This window comes from Allopontixanthobacter sediminis, assembly GCF_009828115.1.
GTDB lineage: Bacteria > Pseudomonadota > Alphaproteobacteria > Sphingomonadales > Sphingomonadaceae > Allopontixanthobacter > Allopontixanthobacter sediminis.
In genome coordinates this window covers 16865-29387 of the sequence record NZ_WTYL01000001.1, presented here as the reverse complement: position 1 = coordinate 29387, position 12523 = coordinate 16865, and the positions used below count along the sequence as shown (strand labels likewise).

Sequence of the window (12523 nt, the reverse complement as noted above, 5' to 3'; positions counted from 1 at the left end):
TCAGCGTCGCTGGTCGAACCGCCGCCCGATCATGGCACTGGCGATGTTGGTTTTCTGGATGTCGATCGCGCCCCCCGCAATCCCCCAACCCCAGGCATCGCGAAGTCGGCGCTCCATCGGGAATTCCTTGCTGTAGCCATAGGCGCCCATCAATTGCAGGGCATTTCCCGTAACCTCGCGCGATATATTGTTGGCAAAACATTTCGCGACGGAGGAATCCTGCACCGATGGCAGGGCATTTTCGGCATTGGAAGCAGCGCGCCAGATTAATAGTCGAGCGGCATCAACGCTCATTTGCATTTCTGCCAGTTTCAATTGTACCGCCTGGAAATCGACGATCGGCTTGCCGAACTGCTTGCGGTCCTGGACGTAGGCCAGCACATCCTCCAGAGCGCCGGACGCCTGCGCCATCGACATTGTCGCGTTACCGCAGCGTTCGAGATCGAACGCTTCCATCAGCTTGCGGAAGCCTCCCGCCGGAACCACTACATTGTCGAGCGGCACTTCGCATTCGTCGAAATATATGTCGGCTGAGGGTATCCCGCGGAAACCCATCAATTCTTCGTTCGGCCCGAAACTCATGCCCCCTGCGCCCTGTTCCACGAGGACTGCGCCAATTCCCTTGGCGCCCTTTTCTGGCGAGAGTCGACAATAGACGAGATACGCACTGGAATGACCGCCCCCGGAACACCAGCGCTTTGTGCCGTTCAGCACCACCGTGTCGCCGCGGATTTCGGCTGTAGTCTTCAGGTCGGTCAGCGCGCTGCCAGCGTCAGGCTCGGACATCGCAACGGCCACCACCATCTCGCCCTTGCATACCGCCGGCACGATCCGCTCTTTCAGCGTGTCGGATCCAAACAACTCGATAGCCCGTACCGGCCCAACGCTGGATTCGAAAATCGGGAAGGCGACGGCGGAGGATATTTTGGCGAATTCTTCCAGCACGATGAGCGCCTCGAGATTTCCCATTCCCAGGCCGCCCAGTTCTTCGGGGACGTTGATGCCCAGAAACCCCAGTTCAGCGTATTGCCGGATCAGGGCCACGGGCGCCGGCGTGTTGTCCCGCTCCAGCTGCGCGGCAATCGCAGGAAGTTCGGATTGAGCAAAATCGCGCGCGGATTGCTGCAACTGGCGTTGGTCTTCGGTCAGGGTAAAGTTCATCGTTTTCCCGATTTTGTATTGATATGGTCGTGCAGCCGCTGGTGTCAGGTTGTCTTTTCAAACACCAGCAGCACGTTCCCCGGCATGTGATAATACAGACCGTAGCCGCTGTTGAAAATCACGTGGCCGTCATAGACTGCGGGCCCCGGACCGCTCATCGCCCCGCCCGAGGCCTTGGCGCCGCTGACGGTCGTGACCTGCTGGCGGGTGTTGTAATTCCAGATTACCTTTCCGCTGCGCCGGTCATAGGCGCGCATCCAGCCATCGAGATGCCCGGCCAGGACCGCTCCCGGAATTGCGGTGGATGCCGACGATGCGCCGGGATCGCAGTATTTCTCACCTTCGCAAATGTCCTTTGTCTTGTTGCTCCAAAGAAGTTTGCCGGTGGCTGCGTCGATCGCGTGGACACCTGCACCGCTTTGCTTGGGATCATATTCCCGCCCGTCATAGGTATCGTCCATGTCAACGATCGGCACATAAATGGTCGTACCTTCACGCGACATTCCGAAATGTACCCCGCCTTGCGTACCGCCATGGCCCAGCCGCCGTTCCCAAACGATCGTGCCCTTGTCCGGGTCGACCCCGTAGGTAACGCCGGATTTCTGGCCGACCACGATGATGTCCTTGCCGCCCGGTAGTGGCACAAGCAGTGGGGAGGCCGCGAGATCGAGGTCGGGTCCGTTTTCTTCAGGGCAGTTTTCATTGCCCATCATGCACCCGACATTCCACGCATCGTTTTCGGTAAACTGCAACTGCCACAGGCGTTTGCCCGACCTGGCGTCGACCGCGAACAGCGCATCGCTGTTGCCATCGGCAGGCGACGAATAGTTTTCTCCTGAGCCGAAATACAGCCGCCCGCGCTTTGCGTCATAGGTCGGGCTGTTCCACACCGGTGCGCCCGAAGGGCCAAGAATCCTGGCTCCTGCGCCGGTCTTGCCCTGTTCCTTGGGCTTTGCCGGAACGGTGTATGTTTTCCATTTTATCGAACCCGTCGCAGGGTCGAGCGCGGCAACCGAACCGCGGAAGGTGCAACAATTGTATTTCGGGTCAGCCGCCGAAGTCACTTCGAGCGACGACACCGGCACGAACAGGCTGCCGCCATTCAGCGACGGCGTTCCGGTGATCGTGGCGTTGGGATGATCGTCCACCTTGCGACGCCACACTTCCTTGCCGGTCAGCGCGTCGAGCGCATAGACCCGCCCGATTACGTCGCCAAAATAGAGGCGCTTGTTATCGGGGTCGGCAATGATCGCGGTGCGGATTTCGGCGCTCGCTCGAAATGTCCATTTGGCGCAGCCGCTGTCCACATCCAGCGCGTAGACTGTGCCGTCCTGGCTGCCCACGAAGACCGTGTTCCAACCAACCGCCGGCTGGGACCGGGCGCGCACCGAATGAGGATATTCGAACGCCCACTTCAATTTAAGTTTCGGCACATCGGCAGCGGTAACACCGCCAATAGCAGCAGGCACAAAGCGGCTATTGTCGAAACCCCAGCCAAGTTTCGCCGGGGCGTCACCGGCAAATTTCGCGGCATCGCCAGTACAGCGCTTTGGAGGAGGCGGCGGCGTGTAATCTGCCAGCTTTGTGCGTGCCAGATATTCGGCGATGTGAACCCGTTCCTGCTCGCTGAGATGCGCGGCCTGCTGCTTCATCAGCCCGTCATCCATCGCGGCGAGGATTGCATCGGGCGCCATCATCTCCAGCCACAGCACAGCCGGCGCCTTGGGCACCGTGCCAGAATGGCAGCCGAGACAGTTGTCGTTGAACAGGGCGACCCCGGGATGGGTTTCCAGATCGATCCCCTCACCCTGCCGCGTCTGCAACTCGTCGACCGAGGCCATCCTTTCGGAACTTCCGCCGGCCCCCTGTTCATTATCCTGGCAGCCGGTAGCCAATAGGGCCAGGCCCAGCAGGCCTGCGAGACCCAGCCCTTTTGTCACGCCCGACCCTCCATCATGGGACCAGGTCGCTGAAGTTGACGCCCAGTTCGATGCCGAAATAGCGCGGCGCACCGTATTGGCTGTTTAGCCACAGGCCGGCTACGTTCTGCGATGCCGTTCGGTACCGTTCGTCGGTGAGGTTCTGGCCCACCAGCCGGACATAATACCGGTCATCCGCATCCGACACCGTGATTGAAGCGTTGACCAGCGTCCGGGCATTGAGGAAGGTGTTGCCTTCCGGTTCATCGATCGACTGGGTAAACAGGTTCCGGCCTTGGTATGCAACATTGCCATTAACGACGAGCTTCAGGGCATTGCCCAAAGGCGCGGCGTAGGTCGCATCGGTGGTCCATTGCCACTTGGGCGCACGGTCCAGCGGCGCGGTTGCAAGATCGTATCCCGCACCAGGCGCATTATATTCGTCGTACTTGCCGTCCTGATATCCAAGCACGCCGCGCAGGGTCAATTGCTCGACCGGCTTGGCCGTCAGCTCCGCCTCGAAGCCCTTTACCGTAGCACTTGCCGCATTGACGAAGATCGTGACCTGGTTTGGATTGCCGTTGACCACGATCGGCACGTTGAGCTGTTTCTGCAGATTTGAATATTCGACATAAAAACCGGTCAGGTTGGCGCGGATCCGGTTGTCGAGAAATTCACTCTTGATCCCGACTTCATAGCTTTTCGCCTTTTCCGGATTGGTTGGCCGGGCGGCTTCGGCAAACGCGTCGAGATCCGCACCGAAAGCGGCGAACCCGCCGATCTGGTCATTGAATCCGCCGCCCTTGTACCCCGTTGCATGGGTTGCATAGATGTAGATGTCGTCGGTCGCTTCGAACCCGAGGTTCACGCGGTAGGTCAGCTCCTTCGATTCCGAATCGACCCGGACAACACCGGCCGGATAATCGTAAACACTCGCGTCGAGCGGCTCGTCGATCGTGATCCCAAGATCGAAGCCTCCCTCCAGTTCAGGTATGAAAACCTGCTGGCGGCCGCGCCAGGTCTTGTCGTCCCATGTCTGTCGCACACCGCCTGTCAGGGTCAGGCGATCGTTGAACTTGAAGGTGCCCTCGGCGAAGATGGCTTTCGACTTGGCCTTCTGCGCGTTGCACAGGATATACGGCGTATCGTTCCAGTTACCGAACGGAAGCGGTCCGCCGGTCAGGTCGAGGAAACCGAGTATCTGCGACACGCAGAACTCAGCATCGTCTTTCTGGTAAAACCCACCGGCGACGAAATCGAACGGCCCGCCAAGGTCGCTCGCAAAGCGCAGTTCTTGCTGGAACGTCTTGCGGTTATCGTCGCGGCTGGCATCGAAGATCGACAGTGGCTGGCCGTCGTCCGCAATTGCCACCACACCGGGGTAGGAGTTCGGCAACCGCGATTGCTGCTTACGCCAGCCCGTAACGGAGGTCAGCGTTCCGATGTCGAAATTGAAATCGATATTGGCGTAAAGTCCATCGACGTTGATCCGCTGCTTTTCGCTCATGAACGCATCGTTGCGCTGCGTGATGCCGGCGTTGTCGAGCGGGTCATCGCTCAGATTGACAGTCTTCAGGCCAAGCAGGTCGGTCAGGAACGGTGCGGTCCCGGTATAAAGTTCATTTTCATTGATCGAAGGAACCGAGCCGGACCGGTCCCGCAGCCACTCGTACTGGAACAGGGCGGTGATCGTATCGCTGGGTTCGACCAGAAGCTTGGCTCGCGCCTGCCACACATCCTTGCCACCGATGTCTTCGCCGTTGAGGCAACCTTCGGCACCCTGAAACTTGTTGGCGACGAAACCGGTGACCGGACCATAACAGGCGCCGTTCTTGTAATAGCCGTCGCTCTTTTCATATCCTCCGACAAGTCGGAGCGCTGCGATATCGCCGATCGGAATATTGGCCGCAGCCTTCACACCGGCGCTGCCAAAACTTCCGTAGCTGAAGCGTCCTTCAAGCCCGATCGTGTCCAGTTCCGGGCGCTTTGTGCGCACGGTTACCGCGCCGCCAGTGGAATTCTTGCCGAACAGCGTGCCCTGTGGTCCGCGCAGAACTTCCACCTGAGTCACATCGAAAGTGTCGAGCAATTGGGTCTGGACGCTGGGAACGACGAAATCGTCCACCAGCACCACGACCGGCGGTTCGAAATAGACAATGATGTTGTTCTGACCGACGCCGCGCATTGCGAAAGACGCCGCGTTGAACCCGGTGATGGTCTCGGCCGAAAAGTTCGGCACGAAAGCAGCCAGGCCGCCGATATTGTCGACACTTGCCTGCTGGATCAGTTGCTGGTCGATGGCCGATACGGCGATGGGAGTCGTCTGGAGATCGGAATCGCGGCGAGTGGCCGTAACCACAATTTCCGCGATGCCGGAGCGCGGGGACGTGCCTTCGGCCCCGACCTGGGTTTCGTCCGCATCCTGCGCGAACGCAACAGAGGAAGTGCAGACCGCTATCGCAAGGGTCGCCGCACCGCAGCGCATTACCATCTTCATCATGAACTCTCTCCCGTGAGCAGCCGATCCCAACAGGTCCGACCATTATTTTACCCTCACCGAAAGAATTGCACAGGATCTGATAACAATCAATCATGTTTGTTTTTTTCTTCGCAAAAGTTTGCTAGGGCTCAGGTAACGCTTTGGAACATCGCAGGTTGCTCACCCGGCAGGAGGATTTGATGGCATTCGATTTTCGTAATTGGGATATTCACATCGGCACCCCACACCCGTTCAATCACGAACGTAACCGGCCGGACAATGGCACAGACATTCATGATCCTGCCCAATATTACGATGCCGCGGTCAAACAGGCGGAATGGGACAGGGTTTTCACGCGGACCTGGCTGCTGGCTGGGGTTGTCAGCGATATCCCCGAGGAAGGTGACTGGTTGCGCTACGATATCGCCACCGAGTCCTTTATCGTGGTGCGCAGTCACGACGGCGCGATCAAAGCGCACTATAATGTCTGCCCGCATCGCGGCAGCCAGATTGCGCTCGCCGATTTCGGTTCGGCTGACCAGTTCACCTGTCCGTTTCACAGTTGGAAATTCGCGCTGGACGGCAAGAACGTGGCGATCACGGACGAAGAGACCTTCCACCCGGATGTCCTGTGCCACGGCACCGACCTCAAATCCGTCCGCTGCGAGGAAGTGGCCGGGTTGATCTTCATTTCGATGAACGACGATATCGAGCCCGCCCGCGAATGGCTCGGCGAAGTGGCCGAGCACCTGTCCCTTTACGATATCGACCAGATGCATGTGGTGCAGCACAAGCGCTCCGACTGGGCCGCTAACTGGAAGGGCGGGGTCGATGCATTTTACGAGATTTACCATCTCCATAGTGTCCACCCGCAGACGCAGGGCGTAATGGACGACCGGACGCAGATCGACCTGTTTCCCAACGGGATGAGCCGTCAGTTCGTGCCCTTCGCGCAGCCCTCCCCGCGGTTTCCGGATCAGGATTCGGTGAACCTTGGGATCCAGATGATGCTGTCCGATGCGGGTCTCGCGCCGGAAGATTACCCGGACAAGGCCAGCGAATGCCGCGCCGCCGTCCAGCGCGCGAAACGTGCCCGGTCCGACCAGTACGGGCTCGGCTATGAGAAGTTCAGCGATACCCAATTGAGCGATTCTACAATCTACGGAATCTTTCCCAACATCCAGATCGGCTGCCACCCGGAAGCTGTGTTCATCCACCGCTTCATGCCGCATCCCTCTGACCCTGAACAATTCACCTACGAAACGATCATCATGTTCAAACCGGAAGACATCCCCGGTTACGGTGCACCAGCTTGGATGGGATTAGCCGCCGACGCCGATACATCCGGCATGATCCGACCCGATGTGGTGCATACGCCGCTGGGCGAACCCCCGGAATTGGGCGAGGTGCTGGATCAGGACAGCGAACTGCTACCGATCGTTCAGAAGGGTTCGAGGTCTCGCGGTTTCACCGGCCCACTTTGGAGCGAGCAAGAAGCGCGCCTCCGCCATTTCCACGTCGAACTGAACCGCCATCTCGATGGTACCAAACCTTAGGAGCGATTGCCCATGCCCACGACATTTCTGTCCCGGTTCAAGGTCAAACCGGAGAAGGACGCTGAATTCGTTGGCCTGATTCACCAAATGGAACAGGTAGCGGCGGAGGAGCCCGATACGCTTCGGTACAAATTCTACCGCCTGAAGGAACCGCACGCATTCGGGGTGTTCGAAAGCTTTACCGACGAGGCGGCAGACCAGGCTCATCAGGCCAATCCGGCCTCCGCACCGATCATCCAGAAGATGCTGGACTGCATGGACGGCAGCTACACCCGCGAATATCTGTTCGACATCGAAAGTTGAAAGCCATCACGGAGAACGACGCATAATGAGCAGCCCCGGAAAATCCTTCATCGCAACCTTGCGTACCAAACCAGAGAAGCGGGACGAATTCATCGCTCTGCAGACCGAACTGAAGGGACTTGTGAAAGAACAGGAACCCGACGCGTGGGTCTACGAATTGCTCCAATCAGACGACGATCCGGACCTGTTCTACTGCGTCGCCACATTCAAGGACGAGGCCGCTTTCGACACGCATATGCACATCGATTTCCATGACAGGCTGGTACCGCCAATCTTTGAATGCCTCGAGAGCGAGATGGAAATCCAGTACCTTAAATCCTGGCAGTAGGTCTGGATCGGGGTGGCCGGACTAGAGCTGGTCCGGCGCCTCGATCAGGTTTGCCAACGCTTCCAGGAACTGCGCCCCGTCCACCCCGTCGATCGCCCGGTGGTCGCAACTGAGCGACAGGTGAAGGACCGGCACCACCCTGATCGCGCCATCATCTTCGATCGGTTCCGGGCGCGCGCGGCCCACCGCCAGGATCGCGCCCTGCGGCGGATTGATGATCGCGTCGAATTCCTCGACCCCGAAACTGCCCAGATTTGACAGGCTGAACGTACCGCCCTGATATTCCGACGGCTCCAGCTTCCCCGACCGCGCCCGCTGGGCCAGCGCAGCAACCTGACGGGCGATATCTGCGACACCAAAGCTGTCGGCCTGACGGATGATCGGGGTAATCAGCCCGCGGTCCGTCGCAACCGCGACGGCAATATCGGCGCGTGTGAAACGGTGAATTTCCTGTCCATGGACCTGGATATTGATTGCCGGCACTTCGCGCAGAGCGAGAGCGCAGGCGCGGATCAGGTAATCGTTGATTGTGCCCGGCTTGCCCGCCAGGTCGCGCAGTTTGATAAGCCGGTCGACCCGAACACGGCGGCGCAGGTAGATATGCGGAATATCCTGCTTGGCGCTGGTCAATCGCTGCGCAATCGTACGCCGCATTGCCGACATCTTGATGATCTCGACTTCACCATCGTTAACCGTCGGCGACGCGGCGACTGCAGCAACTTCTGCGGCGTTCGGTGCATTGCTGTCAATTTTCGCAAGGACATCAGCCTTGCAAATCCGCCCGCGCGGACCGGTGCCTTCAATACCTGCAAGATCAAGCGAGTTCTGCACTGCGATCCGCCGCGCCAAGGGGGAGGCAAAAGCCTCTTCCTGTCCCGGCGCGTCGATGACCCCGACCAGCGTAGGCGCACGGCGACCTGCGATCGCCCGGTCAACGTCCTGCCTCGTAATCCTGCCGTTGCGCCCGGTGGCGGCGATGTCCGCAGGGGCCAGACCAGCGGCTCCGGCCGCAATCCGGGCGGCGGGCGATATTGCCACATCCTCGGCGATCGTACCGGCTTTCACGGCTTCCAGTTCGGATTTGCTGGCAGGCGCAGGTCCTGCAGTTACTTCGCGTGCCTCACTGCCGCCTGCCGGTACGAAGGCGGCAATGAAGGCATCCACTTCTGCTGACGGCGTACCGACCGGCCCGATAACGCCGAGCAAGGCTCCGACGTCGTAAGTTTCCTGCTCCTCGGCGATCAGCCGGAGCAGGCAGCCATCCGCTTCGGCTTCGACCTCGTTGGAGATCTTGTCGGTTTCAATCAGCGTCAGCAGGTCACCCTTGGCATAGGGTTTGCCTTCTTCGACTTCCCATTTGGCAAGCGTGCCTTCGGTCATTTCGATGCCCCATTTGGGCATAGTGAACGGCTTGAGGTCGGCCATCGTACCTATCCCCAATCCAGCGTGCGGCGCACGGCGGCGGTGATGGCGTCCGGGCTGGGAACCCACGCCCGCTCCAGTTCCTTGGAAAACGGAACGGGGCTGTGCGGTGCGGTGACCATTTGCGGAGGTGCGTCGAGGCTGGTGAAAGCCTTTTCCGAAACCAGCGCCAGTATGTCTGTTGCCATGCTGCAGCGAGGCGGGCTTTCATCCACCACCACCAGCCGGCCGGTCTGCTCGACACTGTCGAGAATGGCTTCTTCATCAAGCGGACTCGTGGTGCGCGGATCGATCACGTCGCAGCCGATTCCCTGCTCGGCCAGCGCATCGGCCGCTTTCTCCGCGAAACTGACCATCCGTCCAAACGCCACGATGGTCACATCGCCACCTTCACGTGCCATCCGGGCATGGCCGAAGGGAACCCGGTGCAGGCCCTCGGGAACCTCGCCCTTCTTGCCGAACAGTGCCTTGTGTTCGAAGAACATCACCGGATCGTCACCCATCAGCGCTTCGTTCATCAACCCCTTGGCATCGGCGGGTGTGGTCGGCAGTGCGACCTTCAATCCCGGGATCGCGGTCAGAAGATTGTAGAATGCCTGGCTGTGCTGCGCGCCGGAATTCATCCCCGCGCCGTAGATCAGCCGCACCACTACGGGGCAGCGGGTATTGCCGCCGAACATGTAACGGAACTTGGCGATCTGATTGATCAGCTGGTCGCCGCAAACCCCGATGAAGTCGGAAAACATCAATTCAGCGATCGGGCGTTTGCCGGCCAATGCCGCCCCGGCGGCGGCGCCGATTATGGCACTTTCGGAAATCGGCGTGTCGATGACCCGCTCGGGGCCGAATTCGCCCACCAGCCCGACCGATGTGCCCCAGATGCCGCCGATCGCTTCCTGCCCGCCCGCAGTTCCTGCACCCCCGGCGATGTCCTCGCCGAGCATGATGACGTCCTTGTCCCGTCGCATCGCCTCGCGGATGGTTTCGTTGATCGCATCGCGGATTGTCATTATTGCCACGGCTGTGTTCCTCAATACGCTACGTAGACGTCTTCGGTGACGTGTGCGGGATCGCAGGGCTCGGCGTTCTGCGCTTCCGAAACCGCTGCATCAATCATCGCCGCCGTCTCGGAGTCGATCGCATCAAGTTCGGCCATGTCGACCGGCCCGAACTCGCCGACGCGGTCACGGTAAATCTTGAGCGCATCGCGCGTTTCGCGCAGGCGCTCGACCTCGCCCTTGGCGCGGTAACGCTGCGGATCGCCTTCGAAATGGCCGTAGAACCTCTCGGTATCGAGCTCGATCGCCGCAGGCTTTCCTTCCTTGCGGACGTAATCGAGCAACTCTCCCATCACCTTGTAGGTGTCGAAGAAATCGCAGCCATTGGCGCGCCACGCCTTCATTCCGAATGCTTCGGCGCGGCTGGCGATGTCGCGGCTCGTGCCGACCGCATACCCGACACCGGTGTGCTCGGAATAATGGTTGTTCTCGAATACGAAGATCGCCGGCACACCGACCACGACAGCCAGGTTCATAGCTTCGAAAGTTGTGCCCTGGTTGCAGGCACCGTCGCCCGAAAATGCAATCGCCACCTTGCCATTGCCGTCGAGCTTTGCCGCAATCGCCGCACCCACGGCCTGGGGTGCGCCCGCCCCGACGATGCCGTTCGCGCCGAGCATGCCGATAGTAGTGTCCGCGATATGCATCGAGCCACCTCGGCCCTTGCAGAGTCCGTCCCGCTTGCCGAAAATCTCTTTCATCATCCCGGTCACATCGCAGCCTTTGGCAATGCAATGTCCGTGGCCGCGATGGGTGGAGACGATCATGTCTTCATTATCCAGATGCTCGCACACACCCACGGCCGCTGCTTCCTGACCGCAATAAAGGTGGGTAAAGCCGGGAATCTGGCCGGTCTTGATTTCTTCGTGCAGGCGTTCTTCAAACTGGCGAATGGTTGCCATCTGGCGGTAGGCGTGCAGCAGTGCATCGCGCGATAGTTGCATCAGAAATCCCCTTCGCCCGGCCCATTATGGCCGTAAACATAATCACTCAGTGTCTTGTGGAAGTGGCGGATCCGCACTTCCTGGTCGCCGATCCAGAGACCTTCGAATGCCTCGCTCTTCATCCCGTTCTGCACATGCGGCAGGTTGAAGGCATCCTGGTCGAGGACCTGGCCGATCGACCGGTCGCCATGCCTGAACAGCTGGTGCCGGGGCCGCTCGGGCCATTCCTCACCATCCGGCACAAGTTCGAACATCCAGATGTCGTAGAACATCTTGTTCGGGTCGGTCGGATGGGGCCGCTGCCGGAACATCATCACATCATCGGCATGGACGTTCATCGAAACGTTCGGGAAGATCGTATAATGATAATCGTCGGTCAGCTGATCGTCGTTAAGTTCCGAATAGTCCTTGCCCTGCTTCGGCCCGTGCTCGCGCTTGAATTCCTGCACTGCGCGGCGGATGCCGGTGATCGGACCTTCGTATTCCGCCGGGTCCATCCCCGCCGCTTCCATGATCCCCGCGATCAGCGGCGGAATGGTCGATGGCAGCAATACGCGTGGGCTGACCGCGGCGAACGGGATCAGATACCGCGTGTGCCGGTCATAGCAGTCGTACTGGACGTTTATATCGTCGAGGTACCACTTCAGCTGCGGGTGAATACCTTGCACGTGATAGGTTTCGTTGAACGCATCGACACTGGTCTTCCAGTTGCAATCCCATTCGACGGTGATGTCCCTTGTCCATGCCATCCGTTCGAAATGATACGGGTCGAGATGCTGGGGGATGATCCCGAGATATACCTCCAGCGGCGGTGCTTCCGGATCGAGCGAGAACCAGACGAAGCTGCCCCATTCGGCGACCTGGATTTCGGGAATGCGTCCGCATGGCGGGGCGCCTTGCGGAAAAGTGTCGAGGTCAGGGATATGCTTGAGGCCGCCATTCAGGCTGTAGGCCCAGTGGTGGTACCGGCACTTGAATTCCATGTCATCTTCGACCGTGCCGATGCCGTCAGGCTTCAGCCGGTTAGCGCGGTGAAGGCAGACATTGTAGAAACCGCGCACGCTGCCATCCAGTTGGCGCACCAGTAGAACCGATTCCTTGCCGATTTCGGTCGCGATGTAATTGCCCGGTTCGGGCATGTCGTCCGACCGCCCGCCCAGCAGCCAGACCTTCTTCCACATCCGATCCCATTCCAGCTGCATGAATTCGGACGAAGTGTAGCGTTCGGCCGGAATCAGCGCTGTACCAAGTTCCGGGGCCGGCGCCTGCTCGACAGGCGTGCCGCCGGGCCGGTCTTCCGGCTTCGAACGTGTAATATCCTGGCGGCGTTTTACATCCATGGTCCGGGCTGTC

The 12523-nt window shown here is 59.7% G+C and carries 10 protein-coding genes; 3 read left to right on the top strand and 7 right to left on the bottom strand.

Going from position 1 to position 12523, the window contains the following annotated elements; all coding sequences use genetic code 11:
* From GRI65_RS00155 to GRI65_RS00145, 3 genes are read right to left on the bottom strand one after another with little or no spacing between them, the layout of a single operon-like run.
* Positions 1 to 1161, bottom strand: coding sequence for an acyl-CoA dehydrogenase family protein (locus tag GRI65_RS00155; RefSeq protein WP_160754527.1), 1161 nt, complete (start codon positions 1159 to 1161; stop codon positions 1 to 3).
* A 44-nt stretch (positions 1162 to 1205) separates the two neighbouring features.
* Complete coding sequence (locus tag GRI65_RS00150) at positions 1206 to 3101, bottom strand: outer membrane protein assembly factor BamB family protein (RefSeq protein WP_332872567.1); 1896 nt, start codon at positions 3099 to 3101, stop codon at positions 1206 to 1208.
* 13 nt (positions 3102 to 3114) lie between these two features.
* Positions 3115 to 5580 carry a TonB-dependent receptor gene (locus GRI65_RS00145; protein WP_160754526.1) on the bottom strand — a complete coding sequence of 822 codons (2466 nt, stop codon included), beginning with the start codon at positions 5578 to 5580 and terminating at the stop codon, positions 3115 to 3117.
* A gap of 179 nt (positions 5581 to 5759) precedes the next feature.
* Here GRI65_RS00145 and GRI65_RS00140 point away from each other — a divergent pair, with 179 nt between their 5' ends.
* Genes GRI65_RS00140 through GRI65_RS00130 form a run of 3 tightly spaced genes read left to right on the top strand, consistent with a single transcriptional unit; the run spans position 5760 to position 7746 of the window.
* Entirely contained in the window at positions 5760 to 7115 is a 1356-nt protein-coding gene (locus GRI65_RS00140; protein WP_160754525.1) for an aromatic ring-hydroxylating oxygenase subunit alpha, read from the top strand.
* Positions 7116 to 7127: 12 nt separating this feature from the next.
* A complete protein-coding gene (locus GRI65_RS00135; protein WP_160754524.1) occupies positions 7128 to 7418 on the top strand; it encodes a putative quinol monooxygenase in 291 nt (96 codons plus the stop codon).
* 25 nt (positions 7419 to 7443) lie between these two features.
* A complete protein-coding gene (locus GRI65_RS00130; RefSeq protein WP_160754523.1) occupies positions 7444 to 7746 on the top strand; it encodes a putative quinol monooxygenase in 303 nt (100 codons plus the stop codon).
* Positions 7747 to 7767: 21 nt separating this feature from the next.
* Here the strand turns inward: GRI65_RS00130 and GRI65_RS00125 are convergent, their stop codons facing one another.
* From GRI65_RS00125 to GRI65_RS00110, 4 genes are read right to left on the bottom strand one after another with little or no spacing between them, the layout of a single operon-like run.
* Positions 7768 to 9171 (bottom strand): dihydrolipoamide acetyltransferase family protein, encoded by a 1404-nt coding sequence (locus GRI65_RS00125; RefSeq protein WP_160754522.1) that lies wholly within the window; start codon positions 9169 to 9171, stop codon positions 7768 to 7770.
* 5 nt (positions 9172 to 9176) lie between these two features.
* The gene (locus GRI65_RS00120; RefSeq protein WP_160754521.1) at positions 9177 to 10187 is read right to left on the bottom strand and encodes an alpha-ketoacid dehydrogenase subunit beta; all 1011 of its coding nucleotides are present in this window, start codon (positions 10185 to 10187) and stop codon (positions 9177 to 9179) included.
* An 11-nt stretch (positions 10188 to 10198) separates the two neighbouring features.
* Complete coding sequence (locus tag GRI65_RS00115; protein WP_160754520.1) at positions 10199 to 11170, bottom strand: thiamine pyrophosphate-dependent dehydrogenase E1 component subunit alpha; 972 nt, start codon at positions 11168 to 11170, stop codon at positions 10199 to 10201.
* Positions 11170 to 12510 carry an aromatic ring-hydroxylating oxygenase subunit alpha gene (locus GRI65_RS00110; protein WP_160754519.1) on the bottom strand — a complete coding sequence of 447 codons (1341 nt, stop codon included), beginning with the start codon at positions 12508 to 12510 and terminating at the stop codon, positions 11170 to 11172. Before GRI65_RS00110 ends, GRI65_RS00115 begins: the two co-directional genes overlap by 1 nt.
* Between the last annotated feature and the right edge of the window lie 13 nt (positions 12511 to 12523).

What these genes read in the sequence shown, in the direction of transcription:
- GRI65_RS00155 (WP_160754527.1), bottom strand. Translation starts at nt 1,161, where the DNA reads ATGAACTTTACCCTGACCGAAGACCAACGCCAGTTGCAGCAATCCGCG.
- GRI65_RS00145 (WP_160754526.1), bottom strand. Translation starts at nt 5,580, where the DNA reads ATGATGAAGATGGTAATGCGCTGCGGTGCGGCGACCCTTGCGATAGCG.
- GRI65_RS00140 (WP_160754525.1), top strand. Translation starts at nt 5,760, where the DNA reads ATGGCATTCGATTTTCGTAATTGGGATATTCACATCGGCACCCCACAC.
- GRI65_RS00135 (WP_160754524.1), top strand. Translation starts at nt 7,128, where the DNA reads ATGCCCACGACATTTCTGTCCCGGTTCAAGGTCAAACCGGAGAAGGAC.
- GRI65_RS00130 (WP_160754523.1), top strand. Translation starts at nt 7,444, where the DNA reads ATGAGCAGCCCCGGAAAATCCTTCATCGCAACCTTGCGTACCAAACCA.
- GRI65_RS00125 (WP_160754522.1), bottom strand. Translation starts at nt 9,171, where the DNA reads ATGGCCGACCTCAAGCCGTTCACTATGCCCAAATGGGGCATCGAAATG.
- GRI65_RS00115 (WP_160754520.1), bottom strand. Translation starts at nt 11,170, where the DNA reads ATGCAACTATCGCGCGATGCACTGCTGCACGCCTACCGCCAGATGGCA.
- GRI65_RS00110 (WP_160754519.1), bottom strand. Translation starts at nt 12,510, where the DNA reads ATGGATGTAAAACGCCGCCAGGATATTACACGTTCGAAGCCGGAAGAC.